The 20,186-nt window shown below is 55.1% G+C and carries 14 protein-coding genes; 6 read left to right on the top strand and 8 right to left on the bottom strand.

Going from position 1 to position 20,186, the window contains the following annotated elements; translation table 11 throughout:
• Positions 1-161: 161 nt before the first annotated feature.
• Positions 162-2,009, bottom strand: coding sequence for a penicillin-binding protein 2 (mrdA, locus tag B1757_RS07265; protein ID WP_101537688.1), 1,848 nt, complete (start codon positions 2,007-2,009; stop codon positions 162-164).
• Between the two features lie 393 nt (positions 2,010-2,402).
• Here mrdA and B1757_RS07260 point away from each other — a divergent pair, with 393 nt between their 5' ends.
• From B1757_RS07260 to B1757_RS07245, 4 genes are all read left to right on the top strand, one after another.
• Positions 2,403-3,884, top strand: coding sequence for a Do family serine endopeptidase (locus B1757_RS07260; protein ID WP_101537687.1), 1,482 nt, complete (start codon positions 2,403-2,405; stop codon positions 3,882-3,884).
• 27 nt (positions 3,885-3,911) lie between these two features.
• The gene (locus B1757_RS07255) at positions 3,912-5,081 is read left to right on the top strand and encodes a D-alanyl-D-alanine carboxypeptidase family protein (RefSeq protein WP_101537686.1); all 1,170 of its coding nucleotides are present in this window, start codon (positions 3,912-3,914) and stop codon (positions 5,079-5,081) included.
• 18 nt (positions 5,082-5,099) lie between these two features.
• Positions 5,100-6,380, top strand: coding sequence for a Tol-Pal system beta propeller repeat protein TolB (gene tolB / locus B1757_RS07250; RefSeq protein WP_101537685.1), 1,281 nt, complete (start codon positions 5,100-5,102; stop codon positions 6,378-6,380).
• A gap of 233 nt (positions 6,381-6,613) precedes the next feature.
• The gene (locus tag B1757_RS07245) at positions 6,614-7,528 is read left to right on the top strand and encodes an extracellular solute-binding protein (protein ID WP_101537684.1); all 915 of its coding nucleotides are present in this window, start codon (positions 6,614-6,616) and stop codon (positions 7,526-7,528) included.
• A gap of 24 nt (positions 7,529-7,552) precedes the next feature.
• On the opposite strand, the gene B1757_RS07240 is transcribed toward B1757_RS07245, so the two are convergent.
• Positions 7,553-8,743, bottom strand: a complete 1,191-nt coding sequence (locus B1757_RS07240) for a TDT family transporter (protein WP_101537683.1) — start codon at positions 8,741-8,743, stop codon at positions 7,553-7,555.
• 121 nt (positions 8,744-8,864) lie between these two features.
• On the opposite strand from B1757_RS07240, the gene B1757_RS07235 reads away from it, so the two are divergent.
• Entirely contained in the window at positions 8,865-9,752 is an 888-nt protein-coding gene (locus B1757_RS07235; RefSeq protein ID WP_101537682.1) for a LysR family transcriptional regulator, read from the top strand.
• Between the two features lie 225 nt (positions 9,753-9,977).
• Here B1757_RS07235 and B1757_RS07230 read toward each other — a convergent pair whose 3' ends face one another.
• The 6 genes from B1757_RS07230 to B1757_RS07210 all read right to left on the bottom strand — a co-directional run bounded on the left by B1757_RS07230 (position 9,978) and on the right by B1757_RS07210 (position 19,502).
• Positions 9,978-10,436, bottom strand: a complete 459-nt coding sequence (locus B1757_RS07230; protein ID WP_101537681.1) for a DUF3617 domain-containing protein — start codon at positions 10,434-10,436, stop codon at positions 9,978-9,980.
• Between the two features lie 112 nt (positions 10,437-10,548).
• Positions 10,549-10,677: a hypothetical protein gene (locus tag B1757_RS15915; protein ID WP_301179159.1), complete on the bottom strand. Its 129-nt coding sequence runs from the start codon at positions 10,675-10,677 to the stop codon at positions 10,549-10,551.
• A 10-nt stretch (positions 10,678-10,687) separates the two neighbouring features.
• Positions 10,688-13,165, bottom strand: coding sequence for a penicillin-binding protein 1A (locus tag B1757_RS07225; protein WP_438263618.1), 2,478 nt, complete (start codon positions 13,163-13,165; stop codon positions 10,688-10,690).
• Between the two features lie 52 nt (positions 13,166-13,217).
• Entirely contained in the window at positions 13,218-14,387 is a 1,170-nt protein-coding gene (locus B1757_RS07220) for a D-alanyl-D-alanine carboxypeptidase family protein (protein ID WP_101537679.1), read from the bottom strand.
• 197 nt (positions 14,388-14,584) lie between these two features.
• Positions 14,585-16,207, bottom strand: coding sequence for a glucose-6-phosphate isomerase (gene pgi / locus B1757_RS07215; RefSeq protein WP_101537678.1), 1,623 nt, complete (start codon positions 16,205-16,207; stop codon positions 14,585-14,587).
• 85 nt (positions 16,208-16,292) lie between these two features.
• Positions 16,293-19,502: a bifunctional diguanylate cyclase/phosphodiesterase gene (locus B1757_RS07210; RefSeq protein ID WP_101537677.1), complete on the bottom strand. Its 3,210-nt coding sequence runs from the start codon at positions 19,500-19,502 to the stop codon at positions 16,293-16,295.
• A gap of 159 nt (positions 19,503-19,661) precedes the next feature.
• Here B1757_RS07210 and B1757_RS07205 point away from each other — a divergent pair.
• Positions 19,662-20,186: helix-turn-helix domain-containing protein (locus B1757_RS07205; protein WP_143484236.1), on the top strand; the 525-nt coding region annotated here is incomplete at its 3' end.

Raw genomic sequence — 20,186 nt, 5'->3', positions numbered from 1 at the left:
AACCATCGCGACGACCCACAAAGCACCCAGGACAATGAATGTTGCATAAAACATGATAATCATCCTCATGAAGTAAATGATATTTGAGTATATCAGTAGACCCTGAATATCGCGAACAGTTCAAAATTATCTTCTCACGGATTCCGTATTTCAGCGCTGGATTATCCGAAAGCTTGAGCGGGGTTCACCACAATATTGGTAAAATCCCGCAATTTCATGCTGGGTCGCAGGTCACTGAGAATGGCTGCCTTGGCGACTGGAAGGGCCTGCCAGGCATTATTGCCACCATCTTCGACTATGGCCGCTACGGCAATTTGGGGATGATGAAGGGGTGCCCAGCCAATAAACAGGGAATCATCATTGTAAATCGTGCGACCATTCTGATAACCGACAGGGACTTCTGCCGTTCCGGTTTTACCAGCCATGGTCAAACCAGGGGTAGCTATGCTTTTACAGGTTCCCCGGGTCACACAGGCCGTCATCCCCTTACGCACGGCCCGTAGCGCAAAAGCAGGAATATGCAAATTTTTCGACGGAGGTATAGGTAAAGTCTGGCGAACCCCGGTTTCAGGATTGATGAGCGCAGTGACCACATGCAAATACGGTAAATAGCCGCCGTTGGCGATGGCCGAAACGGCGCGCACCAACTGCAGCGGCGTGACCAGCAGATAACCCTGACCAATTCCCAGAATCACCGAATCACCGGTGTACCAGGGCTGGTGAAAATGCGCTTCTTTCCAGCGGGGTGTCGGTACAAAACCAGAGGCGCTACCTGGCGTATCAATGGGTGCAGGTTTCCCGAAACCAAAGCGCCACAGGGCGGCATCCTGACGCTGAATACCCATTTTGATGGCCAGCTTGTAAAAAAATACGTCCACGGACCAGGCCAGGGCTTTGGTCAACCCCGTTTCTCCAAAACCCGAACGATACCAGTCCCAGTAAACGTGACCACCCAGACGGATATAGCCGGGGCAGTAGGTATGAAAATCGGGCTGGATGACCTTGTCCTGCAAAGCTGCAATGGAATAAAAGGGCTTGATACAGGAACCCGGTGGATATAGCCCCTGGGCGACCCGGTTGAGTAAGGGCCGTCCCTTGTTATGGAGCAGGTTTTGCCAGTGGGCAGCGCTGATCCCATCCACAAACCAGTTGGCATTAAAGCTCGGGTTACTGTAACTGGCGATGACGGCCCCTGATTCTGGATTGACGGCTACCAGAGCACCCCGAAAATGATTACGCTGCATGACTCGGGCAACAGCTCGCTGCACCCGCAAGCGCAAGCTGGTTTGTAGATTGTCCCCCGGCGTCGGAGGAATATTGCGCAAATTGGCCACCGGCACCCCCAAAGCATTCACCTCCTTGATCTGATAACCGAATTTTCCCCTTAACTGGCGCTCAAAAGCATACTCCAGACCGTTTTCACCAATAAAGCGTCGATAAATATATTTTTGAGGATCAAAACCCTTCAAATTGCTGACGCTAATCGGGCCGACATAACCTACTACTGAACTAAACAGATTTTTAAAGGGATAATAACGATGCCACTGAGCGGCCACCTGTACACCCGGAAATTGCATATCCCTCACCGCAAAGTCGGCAATTTGGCTAGCGTCCAGGTGGTGCATGAGAATGCGCGGAATATAAGGCGGCTTATCATCCAACGTATGCATGAAGTGCTGGATATTTTTCGCGGGAATAGGAAACAACCGCCGCAAACGCTGGAGGGTTTCATGCAGATGCTCTGTTTCGTCGGGAATCAGCTCCAGGACATAGCGCGGATGATTGGCCGCAAGAATCTGACCATGGCTGGCGAGAATCAGTCCGCGCGCCGGAGATACGGGAACTATGGCCGTGTGATTGGCCTCGGCCATATGCCGGAAGCGTTGATAATGCAACACTTCCAGATCCACCAAACGCCAGATCAGGTACAGGAAAACCAGCAACAGCAAAACGATCGCCACGGCCAGGCGCCCTCGAAAACGACCGGCTTTAAGCGCATTCGGACTCAACTAAAAGTCCTTTCAAAACCGGCAGATCGCGGAAATAACAATGACGTATGCGCCTCTAATAACAGAGCCTATGGCTTAGCTGAGAGACCAGGGTCAGGAAGAAAGTTCCCGAAACATGATCTTGCTCTGTGGAAAAGTTCGGGAACTTCCCGCCAAGATCTCGCGTCTTAAAGCGGGTGTATAGCACTGTAACCAAGACTGAAACATACCGCCGAATAACTGTAACCATATGATCGTAATTATTTTTGCTCAAGAACTTCCATCAAGCACATGCTCATTGTCAGCATCCTGGAAATAGTCCTCATTCTAGTGGGCATTGCGATTTTCACAGTTCCGGCCAGTCTCCTGGTGGAGTGGATATTACGTTTTTGGGATAATTAGGAGTCTAGGCTTATGTCTTTACGTACATTTAATTTTCGGCCCCGGCAGATTCTGGTTGCCGTCATTGCTGCCACTGCCGGATTTGGACTGGGTGCTGCGGGATGGGCTTTTGCCGCTGATAATCATTCGCCAACCACTTCCGCAAGTAAAATTACTACTGACCCCCATAAATTGGTAGATCTCCCGGATTTCACGCCCATTGTGAACAAATATGGGGATGCTATCGTTAAAATCGATGATTCTGACACCAAAATTGTCCGGGGCAGAAACGGCACCGATCCCTTCCCCAGAAATTCCCCTTTCTATCAGTTTTTTCAGGGATTCCCCGGAGCCAATCCTCCTCAAAAAGAAAAAATGGAAGCTCTGGGTTCTGGATTCATCATTTCCCCTAACGGCTATATTGTCACAGCGGGCCATGTCGTGCGGGGAATGCATCACATTATTGTGACCCTCACCAATCACCATGCTTATCCGGCGAAAGTGGTGGGATTATCGGTGCGTTACGATACTGCCCTGCTGAAAATTGATGCTCATGATCTGCCCACCGTAGAGCTGGGCAATTCCCGCAACCTCAAAGTAGGACAGTGGTTACTGGCCATCGGCATGCCTTTTGGCTTTTACAATACGGTCACCCAGGGGGTGGTCAGCGCCTTGAATCGGCCACTTCCCCATGATGATGAATATATTCCCTTCATTCAGAGCGATGTGCCCATCAACCCGGGTAATTCCGGAGGGCCCATTTTCAACATGGCAGGGAAGGTTGTGGGTATCAATGACCAGATTTATACCAACGATGGCGGCTATATGGGCCTGTCTTTCAGTATTCCCATCAATACCGCCATGCGCGCTGTCCATGCCTTTGAGGCCCATAAAAAACTCCGCTTTGGCTGGCTCGGTGTGGATGTCCAGGAAGTCACGCCACAAATGGCCAAGGCCCTGCACCTGAAAGAACCGGTGGGCGCCCTGGTGGCTTCGGTCAGCCCCCATGAGGCCGCTGCCAGGGCAGGGCTGAAGCCTGGCGATGTGATTGTGACTTACAATCACGAAGCCGTTTACAGCGTCGGGCAGCTCCCCCCGCTGGTGGGCGATACGCCACCCGGAACCACCGTACCCATGGGTATTTTGCATAATGGCCAGCCGGAAACCCTGCAGGTCACCATTGGCACCATGCCGGCCAAAATGCGTCATGTCGAAGCCGAAAAAACCGCCGATATCCGTCGTCTGGGACTGCGGGTCACCACCCTGGATCAGGCTGCGCAAAAACGTCTTGGCATCCATCACGGGGTCCTGATCGAGAGCATTTATCCTGGCCCTGCGGCGCAAATGGGGCTGACGGACGGCATGGTTATCCAGCAGATCGACCAGCAGACGGTCAATAGTCCGGAGCAACTCCAGCAGATGGTCCGGAAATTACCGGCCCATACCCCCATTCCCTTGCTGGTCCGCCAAGGACATCAAAGTCTTTACGTCGTCATCACTCTGCCTGAACACTAAAACCAAACCTGCTTATAAGGAAGTTACATGCGCCACAAAACCACCTCGTTGCCATCCACGCGTTACCTATTGATGGCAGCTGTTGCCACGCTACTGTCGGGGGGCACTGCTTTTGCCAGCAATGCCCTGCTGATCCCTCCCCCACCACCCTTGCCCGATGCCAAAAGCTATGTACTGATGGACTTTCGGACCGGACAAATCATTGCCGAGAAAGACGCCAACCTGCAGTTACCTCCCGCCAGTCTGACCAAATTGATGACGGCCTACCTGACTTACGGGGCTCTGGCCGATGGCGCCCTGCACTGGGATCAACCCATTCATGTGAGCCGGGTAGCCTGGCATACCGGCGGGTCGAGTATGTTCATTCAGCCGAATTTGCCGGTTACCGTCGCCCAGCTCATGCACGGGCTGATCATCGACTCCGGGAATGACGCCGCTGTGGCCTTGGCTCAGGCCGTGGCAGGCAGCCGCGCCAGCTTTGTGGATGAAATGAACAGTACGGCTCGTAAATTGGGTTTGCCGGGTGCCCACTATGGCGACGTGGATGGGCTTCCGACTCCCGGTCTGCATCTTTCCGCCCTGGATATTGCCATGATTTCCCGGGACCTGATAGCGAAATATCCACAAGTCATCAACATCTCCAAAATCAAATACTATCGCTACAACCACATCACTCAGCGGAGCTGGAATCCGGCCCTGTTCGGACATCCTGACATTGACGGCCTGAAAACCGGACATACCAACGCGGCAGGACACTGCATGGACACCACCGCCATCCGCAATGGACGCCGCCTCATTGCCGTAGTCATGGGTGCTCCCAGCTGGCCGAGTGGCGTCAATGATGTGGTGGCCCTGCTGGATTACGGTTACCGCTTCACCACAGACCACACCGTGACCAAGGCCGGAAGCGTGGTCGGCACTTACAGCGATACCAGCCTGGATCCGGACGAACTCCCGGTCACCGTCGCCCGGAATGTGGAGGTCATGATTCCCACCGGCGCCGAAAAGGATCTGAAAACTCAGGTGACCTATCAGAAAATCGGCAGTCAGGGCATTGCCAAAGGCCAGAAACTCGGGGAAATGACCGTATCCCTGAACGGTAAAGTACTGGGTACTACGGATCTGGTTGCGGCAGAGGCCGCCAAGCCGGCAGGCACCTTCGGCAGTCTCTGGAATCGCGTCAAACAATCCTTGTAGAAGCATCAGGAGCCGTTCATGCCTTGGCCTATTCATCGACCCATTCTGCAACCGACTTTGCTATTGGCATTAGTCGCCCTGCCCCTCAGCGCCAGTGCGCTGACCGTCAACATCAACAAGGCGGTCAGCAGCTTGGCCCCTGTTGCGGTTCCTGGCTTTGGCTCCGGTCCTGCCGGACAACCGGATATTGCCCACATTGTGCGTTATGATCTCGAACATAGTGGTTATTTTTCGGTCATTAATCCCGCCTTGTACCCGGATGATCCTCATTCTGCCGCCACCATTGATGTCGGCACATGGGAAAAAACCGGGGCACTGGCCATGGCTGTGGGGAAAGTCCGGCAAACATCTGCTGGCTACGTCGTGGATGCCGATGCGGTCAGCCTGATCACCCACAAGATGCTGGCGGGTCGCCGCTATGTCAGCAATGCTGAAGGTTATCACATGGTCGGGCAGGAAGTGGCTGATCTGCTCTATCAGCAGATTACCGGTGAGCCCGGCCCTTTTGCCAGTCATATCGCTTATGTGGATCAACAGGGCAGTCATTACGATCTGGATGTATCCCAGTCGGACGGCTGGAATGCCCGCAGCATTTTGCGCGGCAAAATCCCGATTATCTCCCCGGACTGGTCACCCCACGGTCGGCAACTGGCTTACGTTACCTACCGACATCACCATTCGGTCATCTATATTCAGAATCTCGCCAATGGTCAGCGCCATCAGGTTCCCGACCAAGGCGGCGCCCTGAGCGCTCCGGCCTTTTCGCCCAATGGAGCATATCTGGCTTTCGCCAAGGTCTGGGAACGGGGGCGCACCGAGTTGGTGCTTGAAAATCTGCATACTGGTCACGAACAGGTATTGACGCGCCAGGGAACCGTCAATACCAGTCCCAGCTGGTCCCCCGGAGGCCACCATCTGGTGTTTGTGTCCAACCGCCAGGGAAGTGCTCAGATTTATCAGATGCGCGCCAATGGCAGTCACATTGAGCGACTGAGTTATGCGGGTGGCTACAATGTTTCCCCCAGCTACGCCCCCAACGGGCGCTGGATTGCCTTTATTCATGACTATCGCGGAGTATTGTCGCTGGCAGAAATGCGCCCCGACGGCAATGACCTGCAGGTGCTGTATGATGGTGGCAACTGCGAGCATCCCAGCTTTGCGGACGACGGGCGAATGCTGATTTTTGCCACCCATCGCGGCGGACAAAAAGTGTTGGGAGAAGTGGCCGTCAACGGTAAGGGCCTGCATTTTCTGGATATTTCCGGACAGGCTAACGAACCGGCCTGGTCTCCGGGCTGAGGGGCTACTACTGGACCGACGCCCGGATGTGCGCATTACTCCGCCATCTTACAGCGGCGCATCTTGGTGAATATCCACCATAAAAATCAACGGCAAGCGGCGGTCGTCGTTCGCGCAGAGGGACGTCAACCGCGCCCAAATCGCTTCTCACCGCCGTGCTGAGTGCGCTCGCTTGACCTTCTGTTGATCTATCGTTATATATATTCATATACAATCAGCCAGGGGTTCACTTTATGCAAAAACTTCATATCGCCGCCAGCCTCACCGCTGCCATCTTTCTCGCTCTGCCTGCCTTTGCCAGTGCTCAAGAATTTCGGGTTGCCTATGCGGGTTCCATGGGGGCGGTGATGGATTTACATCTAGGGCCCGCCTTTGCCAAGGCTCAGGGCGTCCATTATCAGGGAGAAGGCCAAGGTGCCTACGGCCTGGCACACCTGATTGCCGGACATAAACTGCGTCCGGATGTATTTGTTTCCATTACTCCGGGACCCATTGAAGTGTTGATGAAAGCGGGCCTGGTCAAAAAAGCCTATCCGGTAGCCAGCACCGCCATGTGCATTGCTTACAGCCCCAACAGCCCCTTCGCCAAGGACTTTGAAAAAGCGGCTGCGGGTAAAACACCCTGGTACAAGGTGCTCGATATGCCCGGAGTTCGCTTTGGGCGTACCGACCCCAAAACCGACCCACAGGGTCAGAACATTGTTTTCACTTTCATGCTGGCAGAAAAATATTATCATCAGCCGGATCTGGTCAAAAACATTCTCGGTCCCGTCGAAAACCAGCAGCAGATTTTCACCGAAGCCTCTCTGCTTGCCCGCCTCAAAAGTGGGCAGATGGCCGCTTCATCGGGTTACTTAAGCGCCGTCAAATCCCTGCATCTGCCCTATATCACCCTGCCCAAGCAGATCAACCTCAGTGATCCGGCCATGTCCAAGAACTGGTACAGCAAGGTCCACTTCACTCTGAATGTGGATGGTCACCCCAAAACGGTGCACACCCAACCCCTGGTATTTTATGCGGCAGTGCCTACGGATGCTCCTGATCCCAAACTGGGCATGGCTTTCATCCATTTCATGGCCAGCGCGGCCGGTCAGGCCATGTTCAAGGAAACCGGCTATAGCGCGCCCAAGGGACCCGTGTTGAAGTAAGCATTGGCTATGGATACCCAAGCCCTACTCCCGCAAGGAGTGCATGAGATCGTCGCTGGCGGTATTTTCCGCAGCGTTTGCGCAAACCGGTTCCGGTAGTCCGGTTTCCATCGACAAGCAGGGGACACGGAACAGGCGTCCGCTCCACATGCCCACGAAACTGCGCTGGGTCACGATGATCCAGAAGCCGGCCAGAGCGATAGTGAAGAAAGCCCCCAGGGGCAGAAACACAGGCCAACTGGTTTCCCGGGCCAGCAAATAAGTGGCGGCGTTGAATACCCCCAAGGGGAAGGTAAAACCCCACCAGCCCATATTGAAGGGCAGCCCCTCCCCCAGATAACGCAGGGTAAAAAACACCGCCATCAGCAGCCACCAGAGTCCAAATCCCCAGAGAAGAAGGGCAATAAACAGCCCCGCCATGGCTCCAAACTGACTCATGGCGGCCAGAGAACCTCCTGCAAATACAATTTTGTCAGCACCGCCCAGAGTGATCATGGCCATGGCTCCCGTACCCAGCGGTCCCAAAGGGAGCCATGCGGATACCGCCATATCCTGGTGCGGGAGCTTGTGCAGGGTGAGTCGTAATAACAGGATGGCGAGTATGCCCATGGCCAGCAGCACCGAAACGGCCCAGAGCAGATAACTCAGGTAAATGACCGTACTGCCCAGCGTCGGGGCCAGATGCTGGGCCAGCAATCCGCCACTGGCCGCCGTCACCTCGGGAGGAACAATGGGCAGTAACCAGGCAGCAGTCATGCGTTCCACGCTATGTTCCTGGGCGGTAAACATGAAAAAAGGCACCAGCAGCACGGAAAACAGTGCCATGGCCACATCCACCCACCACAAAATCATGGTCAGCTGCAGGGTAAGTGGCGTGACCGGCCAGATAATGAGCAGGCCATTGATAATGGTCGCAAAACCCATGGGAATGGCGCCGATAAAGAGGGATTGTACCGGATGCTGAAAGAGACGGCGGAAGCTGGCCGGGTAAAACACCGCCCGCCCCATGAACAACAGGGCGAAAAGCACAAAAAACCCGACATTGATGGTCCACAAGCCCTGGGCCAGCAGTTTCTGTCCCCAGTCCCCATAGGGAAATTCCGCGAGCATGAGGGCCAGAATACCCGTACCCATATTGGCGGCGAACCAGTTGGGGGTGAAATGACGAATGATTTCGCGGGGGTCCTTCCCCGGTGCTTCAGTCCATATTTTCATGGCGATGGCTTCCTGCTCAATGAATATAAGGAAAGCTTGCACCTGGACAGATTATGCATCCAATGCTATTTTTTCACGTATGAAATAAGCACAGGTAATTTTATAACAGGGAAGAGCAGATATGCTGCACCAGCGCATTGACCCGGTTTTACTGCTGGTCTGGGCCCAGGCAGCGCGGCACGGTAATCTCCATGCGGCAGCCGAAAGCCTGTTCATGACCCAACCGGCGGTGTCGCATCGTCTAAAAAACTTGCAGGAAATCGTCGGCGAAGCGCTCTATCAACGGACCCGTCACGGCATCACCCCCACAGCCATGGGTATGGCACTGCTGCGTATTGCCGAACAAATCGAAAACGCCCTGGAAGATGCCCGGACCCTCTGTCAGGACACCGAAAAAATGCTCCGCGGTTCCTTGTCCATCCTCGCCAGCCACAGCAATGCCGAAAGTCTGCTCCCCCAGGCCATTGCCCGATTCCAGCAACTTTATCCCGGCGTTTCTCTGCGCCTGACGGCCACCAACAGTCGCGCCGCCCGGGCCATGCGCGATCAGGCTGATCTGATTTTTGTCGAAGACGATCTGACAGCGCCAGGACATGCCGACTGGGTCCAGGAAACCTTGCGGGAAACGACCATTGTCCTGCTGGCCCCGGAAAATCCGCGCTGGCTGGGATTGGCTGCAGCCGCCCTGCCTCTCCGGTCACTGGCTGCGGAGTCTTTGGTCTGGCGGGAAGAAGGCTCGGGCATTCGTGACCATGCCCTGCAGGCCTTGAAAGAGGCTGGAATATATCCGGAAATCCGTTATGAACTGAGCGGTCTAGCGGCCATTCGCGATGCAGTGCGCTGCGGCCTGGGGGTGAGTTTTGTTTCGGCGCTGAATGACGGCAGTGGCCAGCGCCCGGGACTGATCACCCTGAATACGCAACCGCGCATTCAGCATCGCCTTTCAGTACTGTATCGCCGGGAAGCCAGCCACAGCAGCAGAGCTTTTCTGGAACTGCTGCGCCAGTAGCCCGTATTAAACGGCCGTGAGCAGGGACTGCTTTTCGCTCCAACGCCCCTTGCCTGTTGTTCTGGGGCTCATCCCGCTGGCAGGAGAAAACTCGCCCTGCGGGCTCAGACAGTTCTCCTGCCGGGCGCGGGATTTCGCCAAGAACAACGACGGCGCGGGTCAAAGTCGCGAAAAGCAGTCCCTGCTCACGGCCGTTTTTGAATCAACTCCGCGCTTTCCGCCCGCTTATTTCACCTTGCCACAGTGGGCGCTGAGATAAGTACCCTGCATCTGCAAATCCGTGGTCGTTTCGTAATGGGCTTCGCTGTGGACCTCAGCCGTAATGACCCAGTGGGCATGCAGATGATGGGGACTGGTCCGGAACCAGCCCACCTGAATGATAGAAGCTCCAGGCGCCTGGCAGTGGAATGTCCATTGGGTTTTCCCGTCGGGTAAGGGCTTGTGGCTCCCCGTACAGCGATCACTCCCCTGGGGCAGAAAAACCGATTCGGGCTTCTGATGAGCTTTCACGCAAATCTGTGTGCTGCGTTCCATGGGTGTACTGAGCGGAGGCGAAGAAACTTTGGTGACTCCGGAAACATGTATCACCCAGAGCCCGGGCTGCATGGGCGCATCAGCCGCCACCGCAGAAACAGAAAGCGAACCGGTCAACAATAAAGCGGCAATCCCCACACTGCGCATCATATTTTCCTTTGATAATGGCTACAGAATGACAACATCCTGATTATAGAATCGGAAAGGTAGCACAGATATGTGGGCCGAGGTATTTCAGTATAGCTATTTCATTACCCTGTACTTATTGTGAAATCACTTTCAGGGTTCGCTGATCGGGACGATCGGGATGCTGCACCAGCCAGTGATGACTGACTTCAAAAGCCCCCCAGAAACACAAGGCGATAACAATCAGGGCCAGCCACTGCTTCATTTTCAATCTCCTAGAAAATTTGCATCAATGCATGAATGAAACTCCGGGTTTCTGCACTGACTTTGGGTTTAGGCTTGGGCGGTAAATAACCGGAGAGAAAATAACCCAGAGGGTACTTGTGTCCGGGATCATGGCGGGAGGCGAGATCGCCGGTTTTGGGATTGTAATGCGCCGTCACTACGTCAGGTGGTTGGAAGAAGCCTGCATCAGGGTATGCGGTCAGCGCCGTATGCATGTAACGAATCCAGATCGGCAAAGCTTCGCGCGCCCCCGCCGCCCAGGTACCCATGGATTGATTATTGTCATATCCCACCCAGACGGAAGTGGTAATGTTGGGATTATAACCGTTAAACCAGGCATTGTCTTCGTGATTGGTAGTGCCGGTTTTCCCCGCCAGATCATGACGATGCAAAATCTGCGCAGCCACCCCGGTACCTACCCGGATCACCCGTTCCATCATCCGCGTCAGCAGAAAGGCCACTCCAGGAGGAATCACGGTTTGTTTTGCTGGCGGACGATAACCCAGAGGACAACCCAGCAACGAAACCACAGTGCCATGGGCAGTGACAATTTTCCGGATCAAATAGGGATGGGGTAAAAATCCACCACTGGAAAATACCGCATAACCCCGGGCAATCTGCAGGGGGGTAAAATCGCCGGAACCCAACACCATGGAGGGAGAAGCGGGAATCTGTTTGGCCGGAATCCCGAAGCGTTCCACATAGCGCTTGGCGTAGGGAATACCCACATGCATCAACAAGCGCACGCTGGGAACATTTCTTGAGTCTGCCAAATCATTCCAAACCGGATAAGGCGTCGTTGAAAAGGTCCGGCTGTAGTTGGTCGGGGCATAAACCTGCCCATCGCTGAGATGAATCCTCAGCGGGGTATCGGCAATCAGCGATACCGGCGTCAGATAATGTTTGCGGCCACTAGCCAAATAAGTCGGCGCATCCATGGCCGATGCGTACACAAAGGGCTTGAATCCCGAGCCCGGCTGGCGGAAGGCGTACAAAGCCCGGTCAAAATGACTGAGCTCATAACTGAACCCTCCCGACAGGGCGAGGATGGCACCGCTGTGGCTGTCCAGAGACACCAGAGCACCCTGCACCTGAGGTATCTGCGCCAGTTGCCAGCCACCATGGGGAATAGTATGCCAGACCTTGGTTCCCCACACCGGATTGCCGGTGCCCGAAGTAGCGGCCACCACATAACGTCGCAGCCAGATCAGATCGCCTCGCTGCAAAACCTGATTGACGGCGGTCGGCGGATTTCCCTTCGGGGCTGAACGTGCCCAGACCACATCGCGCAAAGTCAGGTGCACCAGATGGCGGCCTTCGAAGGAAACCGTGGCCACGGCCGGAGTGGCCTTGACGACGACCCCCCAGTGCAAATTGGCAGGATTGTGATGGGGCAACTGGCTGGGACGCTGCCCTTGCAGAGCCGTTTCCATGGCGCTGGCCGATAATTGGGCAATGGGTCCATGCCAGGCCTTGGGGTCCATACTGTCGAGGCCCATGCTGTAATTTTCGAGACCCACGGCAATATCCCGATCTGCCGCGCGCTGGTCCGTTGGGTTGATACTGCTGTACACCCGCAGCCCGGTACGATAGGTAAAATCAGCACCAAAATGCTTTTCCAGCCAGTTCCGAATCCAGTCGGTGGCATAAGGCGCAATATTGCTGGCCGGGGCATGATAATGGGCCCGGATGGGTTCGGCCAATGCTGCTTCTTCCTGAGCCTTGCTGATATATCCGTAGCGCGTCATATGGCGGAGCACATAATCCCGGCGGGTTTTGGCCGATGCCGGAGAGGCAATGGGATTGAAATCCGAGGGCGCTGCGGGCAAACCTGCCAGGGTAGCCATTTCGGCAATACTGAGTTGCTGGACGGTTTTGCCATAATAGGTCTCCGCCGCCGCCTGCACGCCGTAAGCACCCTCACCCAAATAAATCTTGTTGAGGTACAAATCCAGGATCTCAGGCCGATGCAAACGCGCCGCCAGTTTATAGGCCAGGAGAATCTCCGCTACCTTGCGGGCGATGGTTTTTTTGGGGGTCAAATAAAAATTGCGAGCCACCTGTTCGGTAATGGTGCTGGCGCCCTGGACTGGTGCCATATGTACCAGGTCCACAAAGGCCGCCCGGATAATTCCAGGAAAACTGACCGGATAATACAGCGGATTATGACTGTAGAATTTGGAATTTTCCGCCGAAATAAAAGCTTCCTGCAATGTTTTGGGGATTTGTTGCAGAGGCAGGGCATAACGCAATTGCGGACCGACCACCTGGAGCAAATGACCATTGTCGGCGTAAATGCGTAAAGGTTCCTGGGGATGCCAGTTTTCGAGCTGCACGACGGGGGGTAACTCCTGCCAGATCCGCCAGGTCCAGACCCCGATACCCACTACAATATTGAGGGCAATCAGCAGCAAAACGACAAGTGTCCAGAATACCCAGCGGCGCCGGGCAGATTTCCTACGCGACACCAAAATCAGCTCCTGGTCCGCTGAACGGCAAACGGCTTGATCTCCAGACTGCTCATAACCAGGACTCGCCTTCGTGGACCAGACGGATGAACCAACCTGCCGGTTTTACCGCAGTCTGGGCATGTACAGGAACCGTTTTCAGGAGATGACCATGCCAGGAAATGTGCAGCGTACCCAGATCGGCGCCTGCCGCGAGGGGGGCTTTCAAATCGGGAATAGCGACAAAACCGGTTTGTAACTGGCTTTTCTGCTGCTTGGGTTCGGAGACCACCACCGGGCTGACGGTAACCCCTTTCACCGTCGCCGGGCTCCAGTCACCTTTGTGTATCTGGGCCACTACCGCTCCCGCTTTAAAAAGAGAAACGTTGTGCCAGCCATTCCAACCATAATGCAGCAAGGCACTGGCATCACTGCCCGCCGCACTGCGGGATGGCGCCCCCATCACCACCGCCACCAGGGTACGACCATCCCGGGTGGCACTGACCGCCAGGTCCCAGCTGTTTTTTCCGGCCAAGCCTACGCCCAGGCCATTCACCCCATTCTGGCCAGCGAGGGGATTATAGTTGTACTGGGTAATATGGTTGTAGGTGTATGAAACCTTACCCGCCACCTGCATGACTTGCGGATAGGTCTGGATCAAGTGCGCTGACAAACGCGCCATATCCAGCGCCGTGCTGCTTTGCCCCGGTTGGGGCAAACCGTCTGGATTGGTGAAATGAGTTTGCTGCAAGCCCATGGCTGCAGCATCATGGTTCATCAGATCCACAAAACCACCGACACTGCCCGCCACCGTTTCGGCAATGGCGATGGCCGCGTCATTACCGCCGTCAATCAATAGTCCGTGAGTCAGTTCGGTCATGGTCACCGCCATTCCCGGCTGAATGAACATCCGCGAACCCTGGGCATGCCAGGCCTCATTGGAAACCTGCACCTTTTCACTTGGCTGTATGAGCCCCTGCTTTTCGGCCTGATACAGCAAATAGGCGGTCATGAGCTTCACCAGCCCCGAGGGATTGACGGGCTTTTGATCATTTTCCGCCATCAGCACCTGACCACTGTTGACGTCGAGCAAAACGGCAGATTGGATACTCGTCAATTGTGGCGCTGGCATGGGGGGCGGTGGCGGCAGGGTGGGCATGGGCGGCAAAGGCGGGACAGCGGCATAAGCGACGCTCCCCCAGGCAAATACGGCCGTAATGGCCAGAATAATAGGCTGTTTCATATGGTTGGTGCGGCTCTTCAATCCAGCTGATAATCCTCTATTGGAAAACCGCAGCCGGGTAAAAGTTCCCGATCTATCACAAAGGCCCACAAAGCAGGGCTCCCGGTAGATCCCCATCGCATTATTACAGCACTACGATCACGCCAAGCTTTCCTGGAGATCTCCGTGCTGGCGAAGCGGTGTTACCGCTCTCTGCATTAATGACCGCGCCGTCGCAGATAGCGCTCCAGCAAGGTTGCGGTGGAACCGTCATGATGATGCCGAGTTTTGCCCTGCAGGTCAGAGACAATGCGCTGCGCCAGCACCTTGCCCAGTTCCACGCCCCACTGATCAAAAGAATCGATGCCCCAGATGATCCCCTGGGTAAATACGCTATGTTCATACAAGGCCACCAGAGTTCCCAGACTATGGGGACTCAAGGCATCCATCAGCAGAACGCTGCTCGGCCGGTTACCGGCAAAAGTACGGAAAGGAATCTGGGCTTCGGCAACCCCTTCACTGCGCAGCTCATCCGCAGTTTTACCAAAGGCCAGGGCTTCCGCCTGGGCAATCAGGTTCGCCATGAGCAGTTCGTGCTGCTCCGCAGAATCACTGAGGGGATGACAAAACCCGATAAAGTCGCAGGGAATCAAACGGGTACCTTGATGTATCAATTGATAGAAGGAATGTTGTCCGTCCGTACCAGGCTCACCCCAGATAATGGGACCGGTATCCACGGACAGCCATTGACCCGCTTCATTGACACTTTTACCGTTACTTTCCATCTGCAGTTGCTGCAAATACGCCGGAAAACGCGCCAGATCATAGGCATAGGGCAAAATCGCCTGGGTTTGTGCACCCCAGAAGTTGTTATACCAGATGGACAGGAGGCCCAGCAGTACCGGCAGGTTTTTCTCTAGCGGAGCGTTCTGGAAATGCAGATCCATGGCATGAAAACCGGCCAGCATGACCTGAAAATGCTGCACTCCGACCCCGAGCATGGTGGATAGACCAATGGCGGAATCCATGGAATAGCGACCACCCACCCAGTCCCAGAACCCGAACATGTGTTCGGTATCCATACCAAAAGCTTTGACCGCTTCGGTATTGGTGGAAACTGCGACGAAATGTCGGGCTACCGCCTCTTCTCCGAGAGCATCGACTAACCATTGGCGGGCGGCATGGGCATTGGTCATGGTTTCCAGGGTCGTGAAGGTTTTCGAAGAAATGATAAATAGCGTTTCTGCCGGGTCCAGATGCGCGGTCACATCACTGAGGGTGGCACCATCCACATTCGCCACAAAATACAACTGCATTTGAGGATGACGGTAAGCCCGCAATGCCTTCCAGGCCATTTCCGGACCCAGGTAGGATCCGCCAATACCGATATTCACGATTTGGCGGATGGGTTTTCCGGTCGCTCCGCGCCAGGTCTCAGAATGAATGGCCTCGGTGAACTCGGCCATATGGTCCAGAACCCGATGCACTTCGGGGACGACATCCACGCCATCGGTCCGCATGACCGTACCCTTGGGCGCCCGTAAAGCAGCATGAAACGCCGCTCGTCCTTCACTGTGATTGATTTTTTCGCCAGCAAACATGGCATCCCGACGGCTCTCCAGGTCGCGACTCCGGGCAAGATCCAACAGCAGATTCAGGCTTTCCCGTCGTAACAAATGTTTGGAATAGTCCAGATAAATCCCGCAGGCTTCTACCGAAAAATGGCTGGCCCGCTGGGGATCTTCCTGAAAAAGCTGGCGCAGGGTCATGCCCTCCCAGGTCTGACGATGCGTCTGTAAACGTTGCCAGGCGGGCGAATCATGGAGTGGGGCTGCCGACATGAGAGAACTCCTTAGGCAAAAAAGAAAGAGACAGATCGATGATCTATATAAAAGCTTAGAGTATGGTCGCGCCCTCTCGCAAGTTTTAATGCGCCCGTTCTTGCCAGGCATTGCGCAGGAGCTGCAGAAAAGTTTCCTGGGTTTTATTCCAGGCTATCCAGTCGGCCTGATCACGATCTTCTGCCAGCTGCCGGAGCAGACTGCCCAACTCCCGGTGATAGAGTTGGTGATGCCGCATCAAACGCTTTTGGTCATCTAGTTCCAGATTCTGTAAATAGTCATGGATGGGACATAAGCGGGTCTGACTGAGGGTTTCCACCTGCATCAAATGCGGATTTTGCCGGGCCATTTTGAACAGCAGGTTATGACTGGCCATTTGTGCAGCGTAAATTCCCAACAACGTCGAAGGGTATTTGCGCAACGGCTGCTTGCGTTGCAACCAGGAGCGCAGACGAATGATGGGCATGGGTCGGGCAATATGCCGGCCCTGCAAGAGCGGAATATTAAGCGTCATCATGGCATCCATGACGGCTTCATTCTCGACTCCTTCTACCACCAGTTCCACTTCCAGTCCCTGGGCCAGATCCCGCACCGCCAGCACAAAATGCAAGTCCTCCGGACGGGTCGCCAGGGTCCTTACAAAGCCTTGATCCAGCTTTATTTCATCAACCGGCAGGTCTTTCAGTCGCAACAGGGACGCATAGGCACTACCCACATCATCCAGCGCCAGGCGCACGCCCAGGGCGCGAATCTGACGCAATAATTCCAGGGCGGAATTGCGCTCCAGAAAGTCACTCCCCTCCAGAATTTCGAGAATAATGCGGGCCGGATCCAGACCACTGTCCAGGATAATCTGGCGAATCTGGCGAATGCAGGATTTATTGAGGGATTGCGGATCAATATTGACCGAAACCCATAAGCCCTCACCTACCTCTCCCAGACTTTTGAGGTCTTCCAAGGACTGCGCCAGCATGCGTTGAGTCAGATGACATAAATTCCCCCCACGCAATTGCGGCAGAAACTCCCGGGGAGTCAGAATACGGCCATCTTCCGCACGCAGACGAGCCAGGGATTCCATACCGGCCACCTTGTTCGACCGGGCATCCCATACCGGTTGATATAAAACCAGCAACTGGCCACTGGCGAGCAGTCGCTGGGCGAGCGGCGCCCGTTCCAGAGCCGCGCCAGGTTGATGCAGCATCCAGCAGGCATCCCGTTCCTGCTTCTGATGCTTGCTTTCGTAAAGAGCCAGATCCGCTTGACGAAGCAATTCTTCGGGAGTCAGCACTTTGTTGCCCCCCGCATAAATACCGACGCCGATGCTCAACCCGACACGCACACTTTGACCGCTCTGCAATTGCATGGGCGAAGTCATCACATTCTCGATTTTACGCAATATCTGATAAAGATCATCCTGGTTCTGTACAGACTCCAGCAAAATCACAAACTCATCACCACCAAAGCGTCCCACCATATCATTTTTACGTAGCACTTCGGCCAGACGATGCCCCAAGGTCACCAGCACCTGATCTCCGGCCTCGTGTCCGAATTTATCATTGATGGGTTTGAACCGATCAAGGTCCAGCATGCACACCGCCAGTACTTCATCCTGCCGCTGATGCCGGGCCATGGCCTGCTCCAATTGGCTTTCCAGCAGACGACGATTGGCAAGGCCCGTCAAAGGGTCATAAAACGCCACTTTCTCCAGCTTTTGCCGGGCATCTTCAATGGTTTTCTGGTATTCGTCCTGGCGCAGCGCCAGACCAATACTGTTGGCCAGTTGCCCATAGAGTTGCTGAACAGCCTCGGTAAAATGCTGCGGGTTCTCACTGAAAACGCCCAGAATGGCCATGGGTCGACTGTCGTCCGTAGCGGCGATGACCCAGAGCCTGCTCTCCAGTGCAAGATTTCGGAACTGCGGATGCATTTGCAGAAAATGGCTGTTCACCAGAGGAACCGGATAACCCAGGGGATGAATCTGCGCCGGGGGATGATGAAGAAATTGCCCGATCAGGCTGTCCTCTACCGGCCATTCCCGGGCATTTTCCTGGGCAGTGAAAGATTCCAGGGCGCTGCGCAAGCCTACATGATCGCACTGGATAAAATAATTCCGGATCTGCGCCTTTTCAGGGTCAGGCAAGGCAATATAGGCCGCAAGCACATTGGTTTCTTGCACCAGGGTACGGAGCAAATCCGGAAACATTTGCGTCACTGCCGCCCGATCCAGCAGGTCCCGCTGGATTTTCATCACCGCTGACTGATAACGGCGCATGGTGGCATCCTGGGCGGCGAGCAAGGTCAACTGCATTTTTTCTTCGGCCAGCTTTTGCTTCAGAACCAGCTCGTCCAGTCCATGTCCTACCAGGCGCGCCACCTGCTGCAAAACGTCACAAATATCCCTGGAAAACATGTGCGGCCGATCACCAATGACGGCCAGAACCGCCCAGCGCTGTCCCTCGTGAGCAATGGGCAGTGCCGCTGCTGCACGCCAGCCGTAATCCAGTGCTTCGGCGCGCCAGGACTGGATCAAGGGATCGGACAAATAATCCTGCTGAACCACTAGAGCATTAGCACGCCAAGCCCTGGCACCCACCGTCTGTCCCTCGGGAACTTCTGCAGATACCGGCCAACGCCGCTGGAGGGCATTGGGCGCACTCCAGCCGGCATAAGCCAGGGCGTCCATACAGCCGTCCACCCCCGGACGCGCCACCCAGCAAGCGATAAAAATGCCACTATCAATCAGTTGCTGACAGGTTTTTTGTAACATACCCGGCATATCCTCTGCGGCCAGGATCGCTTCTCCTGCTTGCAGCAGGGCCTGCTGCAAAATACGGGTGCGTTGTAATGAAAAATGATTGTTTTGCCGCTGCAAAAAATCCTGCAAATCCTGGGTTACCTGCTGCAGAACCTCGGCTACCTCTTCTGCAAATCCTTCATCTTCGGCACATTGCAGGACAAGATGACCCGCACGCCCATCGGGCCAGACAAAGTCCCGGGTCATACTCGTAGCGGATTCACGGCTCAGCTGAACCATACCGGGGGCTTGTGCCAGCATGCTTTGCAACATTTCCGCCTGAGGACCGGCCACTGCGCGCAGCGCTACGCCATTGATACCCTGGCCTTCTTCCATAATCCAAACCAGAGAAAGGTGTAATTGCCTTTGCAGGATTTCACAAAACCGCTGTAAAACCTGATCTTCCGGCAGATCCAGACTCTCCGAGAACAAACGGTTTACGGTGCTGGCCGCACGAATAAATCTCTCCCGGGCCAACAAGTCCTGCTGGCTCCGACGCAAAGCCAGGGTCCGGTCTTCGACGCGCCGCTCCAGCCAGCGGCTGCCCTGACGCAGCTTCTCTTTGTTGCGTGCGGCCTCCGCAATCAGGCTCTTCGTCAGATTGAGTGGGTAGGGGGTAGAATGCTGTGGAGCGGTCGTGCCCTGAATTGGAGTTAGCTGATGGTCCCTGAAGAGCTGTTTTCTCTCGCGTTAGGATTGGTTCCGCCGTGGTTGGTGGATCATGTGACTTTCACGGTGGAGGAGAAACGCCTGGATCTGCACATCAACTTTCCCAAGGGTAGTCGCTTTGCTTGCTCCGTCTGTGGTGAGGAGTGTCCGGTACATGATACCCGTGACCATACTTGGCGGCACATGGATTTCTTCCAGCATGAAGCCTATCTCCATGCCCGCGTACCTCGTGTGAAGTGCCAGGAGCATGGAGTGCATCAGATATCTGTTCCCTGGGCACGGGAAGGCTCGCATTTCACCCTGCTCTTCGAAGCGCTGATCATGACCCTGGTGCGGGAGATGCCGGTATTGACCGTAGCCCGCCTAGTCGGCGAGACCGACACGCTCCTGTGGCGGGTGATTGACCACTATGTGCCAGAAGCCCGTACCAGAGTGGATATGGCCCATGTCCATGCCGTCGGCGTCGATGAAACCAGCAGTCGGCGCGGCCACGACTACATCACGCTCTTCGTGGAT

This window comes from Acidithiobacillus marinus (assembly GCF_002847505.1).
Lineage (GTDB): Bacteria > Pseudomonadota > Gammaproteobacteria > Acidithiobacillales > Acidithiobacillaceae > Acidithiobacillus > Acidithiobacillus marinus.
This window is presented reverse-complemented; position numbering and strand designations above follow the sequence as displayed.

What these genes read in the sequence shown, in the direction of transcription:
- B1757_RS07260 (WP_101537687.1), top strand. Translation starts at nt 2,403, where the DNA reads ATGTCTTTACGTACATTTAATTTTCGGCCCCGGCAGATTCTGGTTGCC.
- B1757_RS07255 (WP_101537686.1), top strand. Translation starts at nt 3,912, where the DNA reads ATGCGCCACAAAACCACCTCGTTGCCATCCACGCGTTACCTATTGATG.
- tolB (WP_101537685.1), top strand. Translation starts at nt 5,100, where the DNA reads ATGCCTTGGCCTATTCATCGACCCATTCTGCAACCGACTTTGCTATTG.
- B1757_RS07245 (WP_101537684.1), top strand. Translation starts at nt 6,614, where the DNA reads ATGCAAAAACTTCATATCGCCGCCAGCCTCACCGCTGCCATCTTTCTC.
- B1757_RS07240 (WP_101537683.1), bottom strand. Translation starts at nt 8,743, where the DNA reads ATGAAAATATGGACTGAAGCACCGGGGAAGGACCCCCGCGAAATCATT.
- B1757_RS07235 (WP_101537682.1), top strand. Translation starts at nt 8,865, where the DNA reads ATGCTGCACCAGCGCATTGACCCGGTTTTACTGCTGGTCTGGGCCCAG.
- B1757_RS07230 (WP_101537681.1), bottom strand. Translation starts at nt 10,436, where the DNA reads ATGATGCGCAGTGTGGGGATTGCCGCTTTATTGTTGACCGGTTCGCTT.
- B1757_RS15915 (WP_301179159.1), bottom strand. Translation starts at nt 10,677, where the DNA reads ATGAAGCAGTGGCTGGCCCTGATTGTTATCGCCTTGTGTTTCTGGGGG.
- B1757_RS07220 (WP_101537679.1), bottom strand. Translation starts at nt 14,387, where the DNA reads ATGAAACAGCCTATTATTCTGGCCATTACGGCCGTATTTGCCTGGGGG.
- pgi (WP_101537678.1), bottom strand. Translation starts at nt 16,207, where the DNA reads ATGTCGGCAGCCCCACTCCATGATTCGCCCGCCTGGCAACGTTTACAG.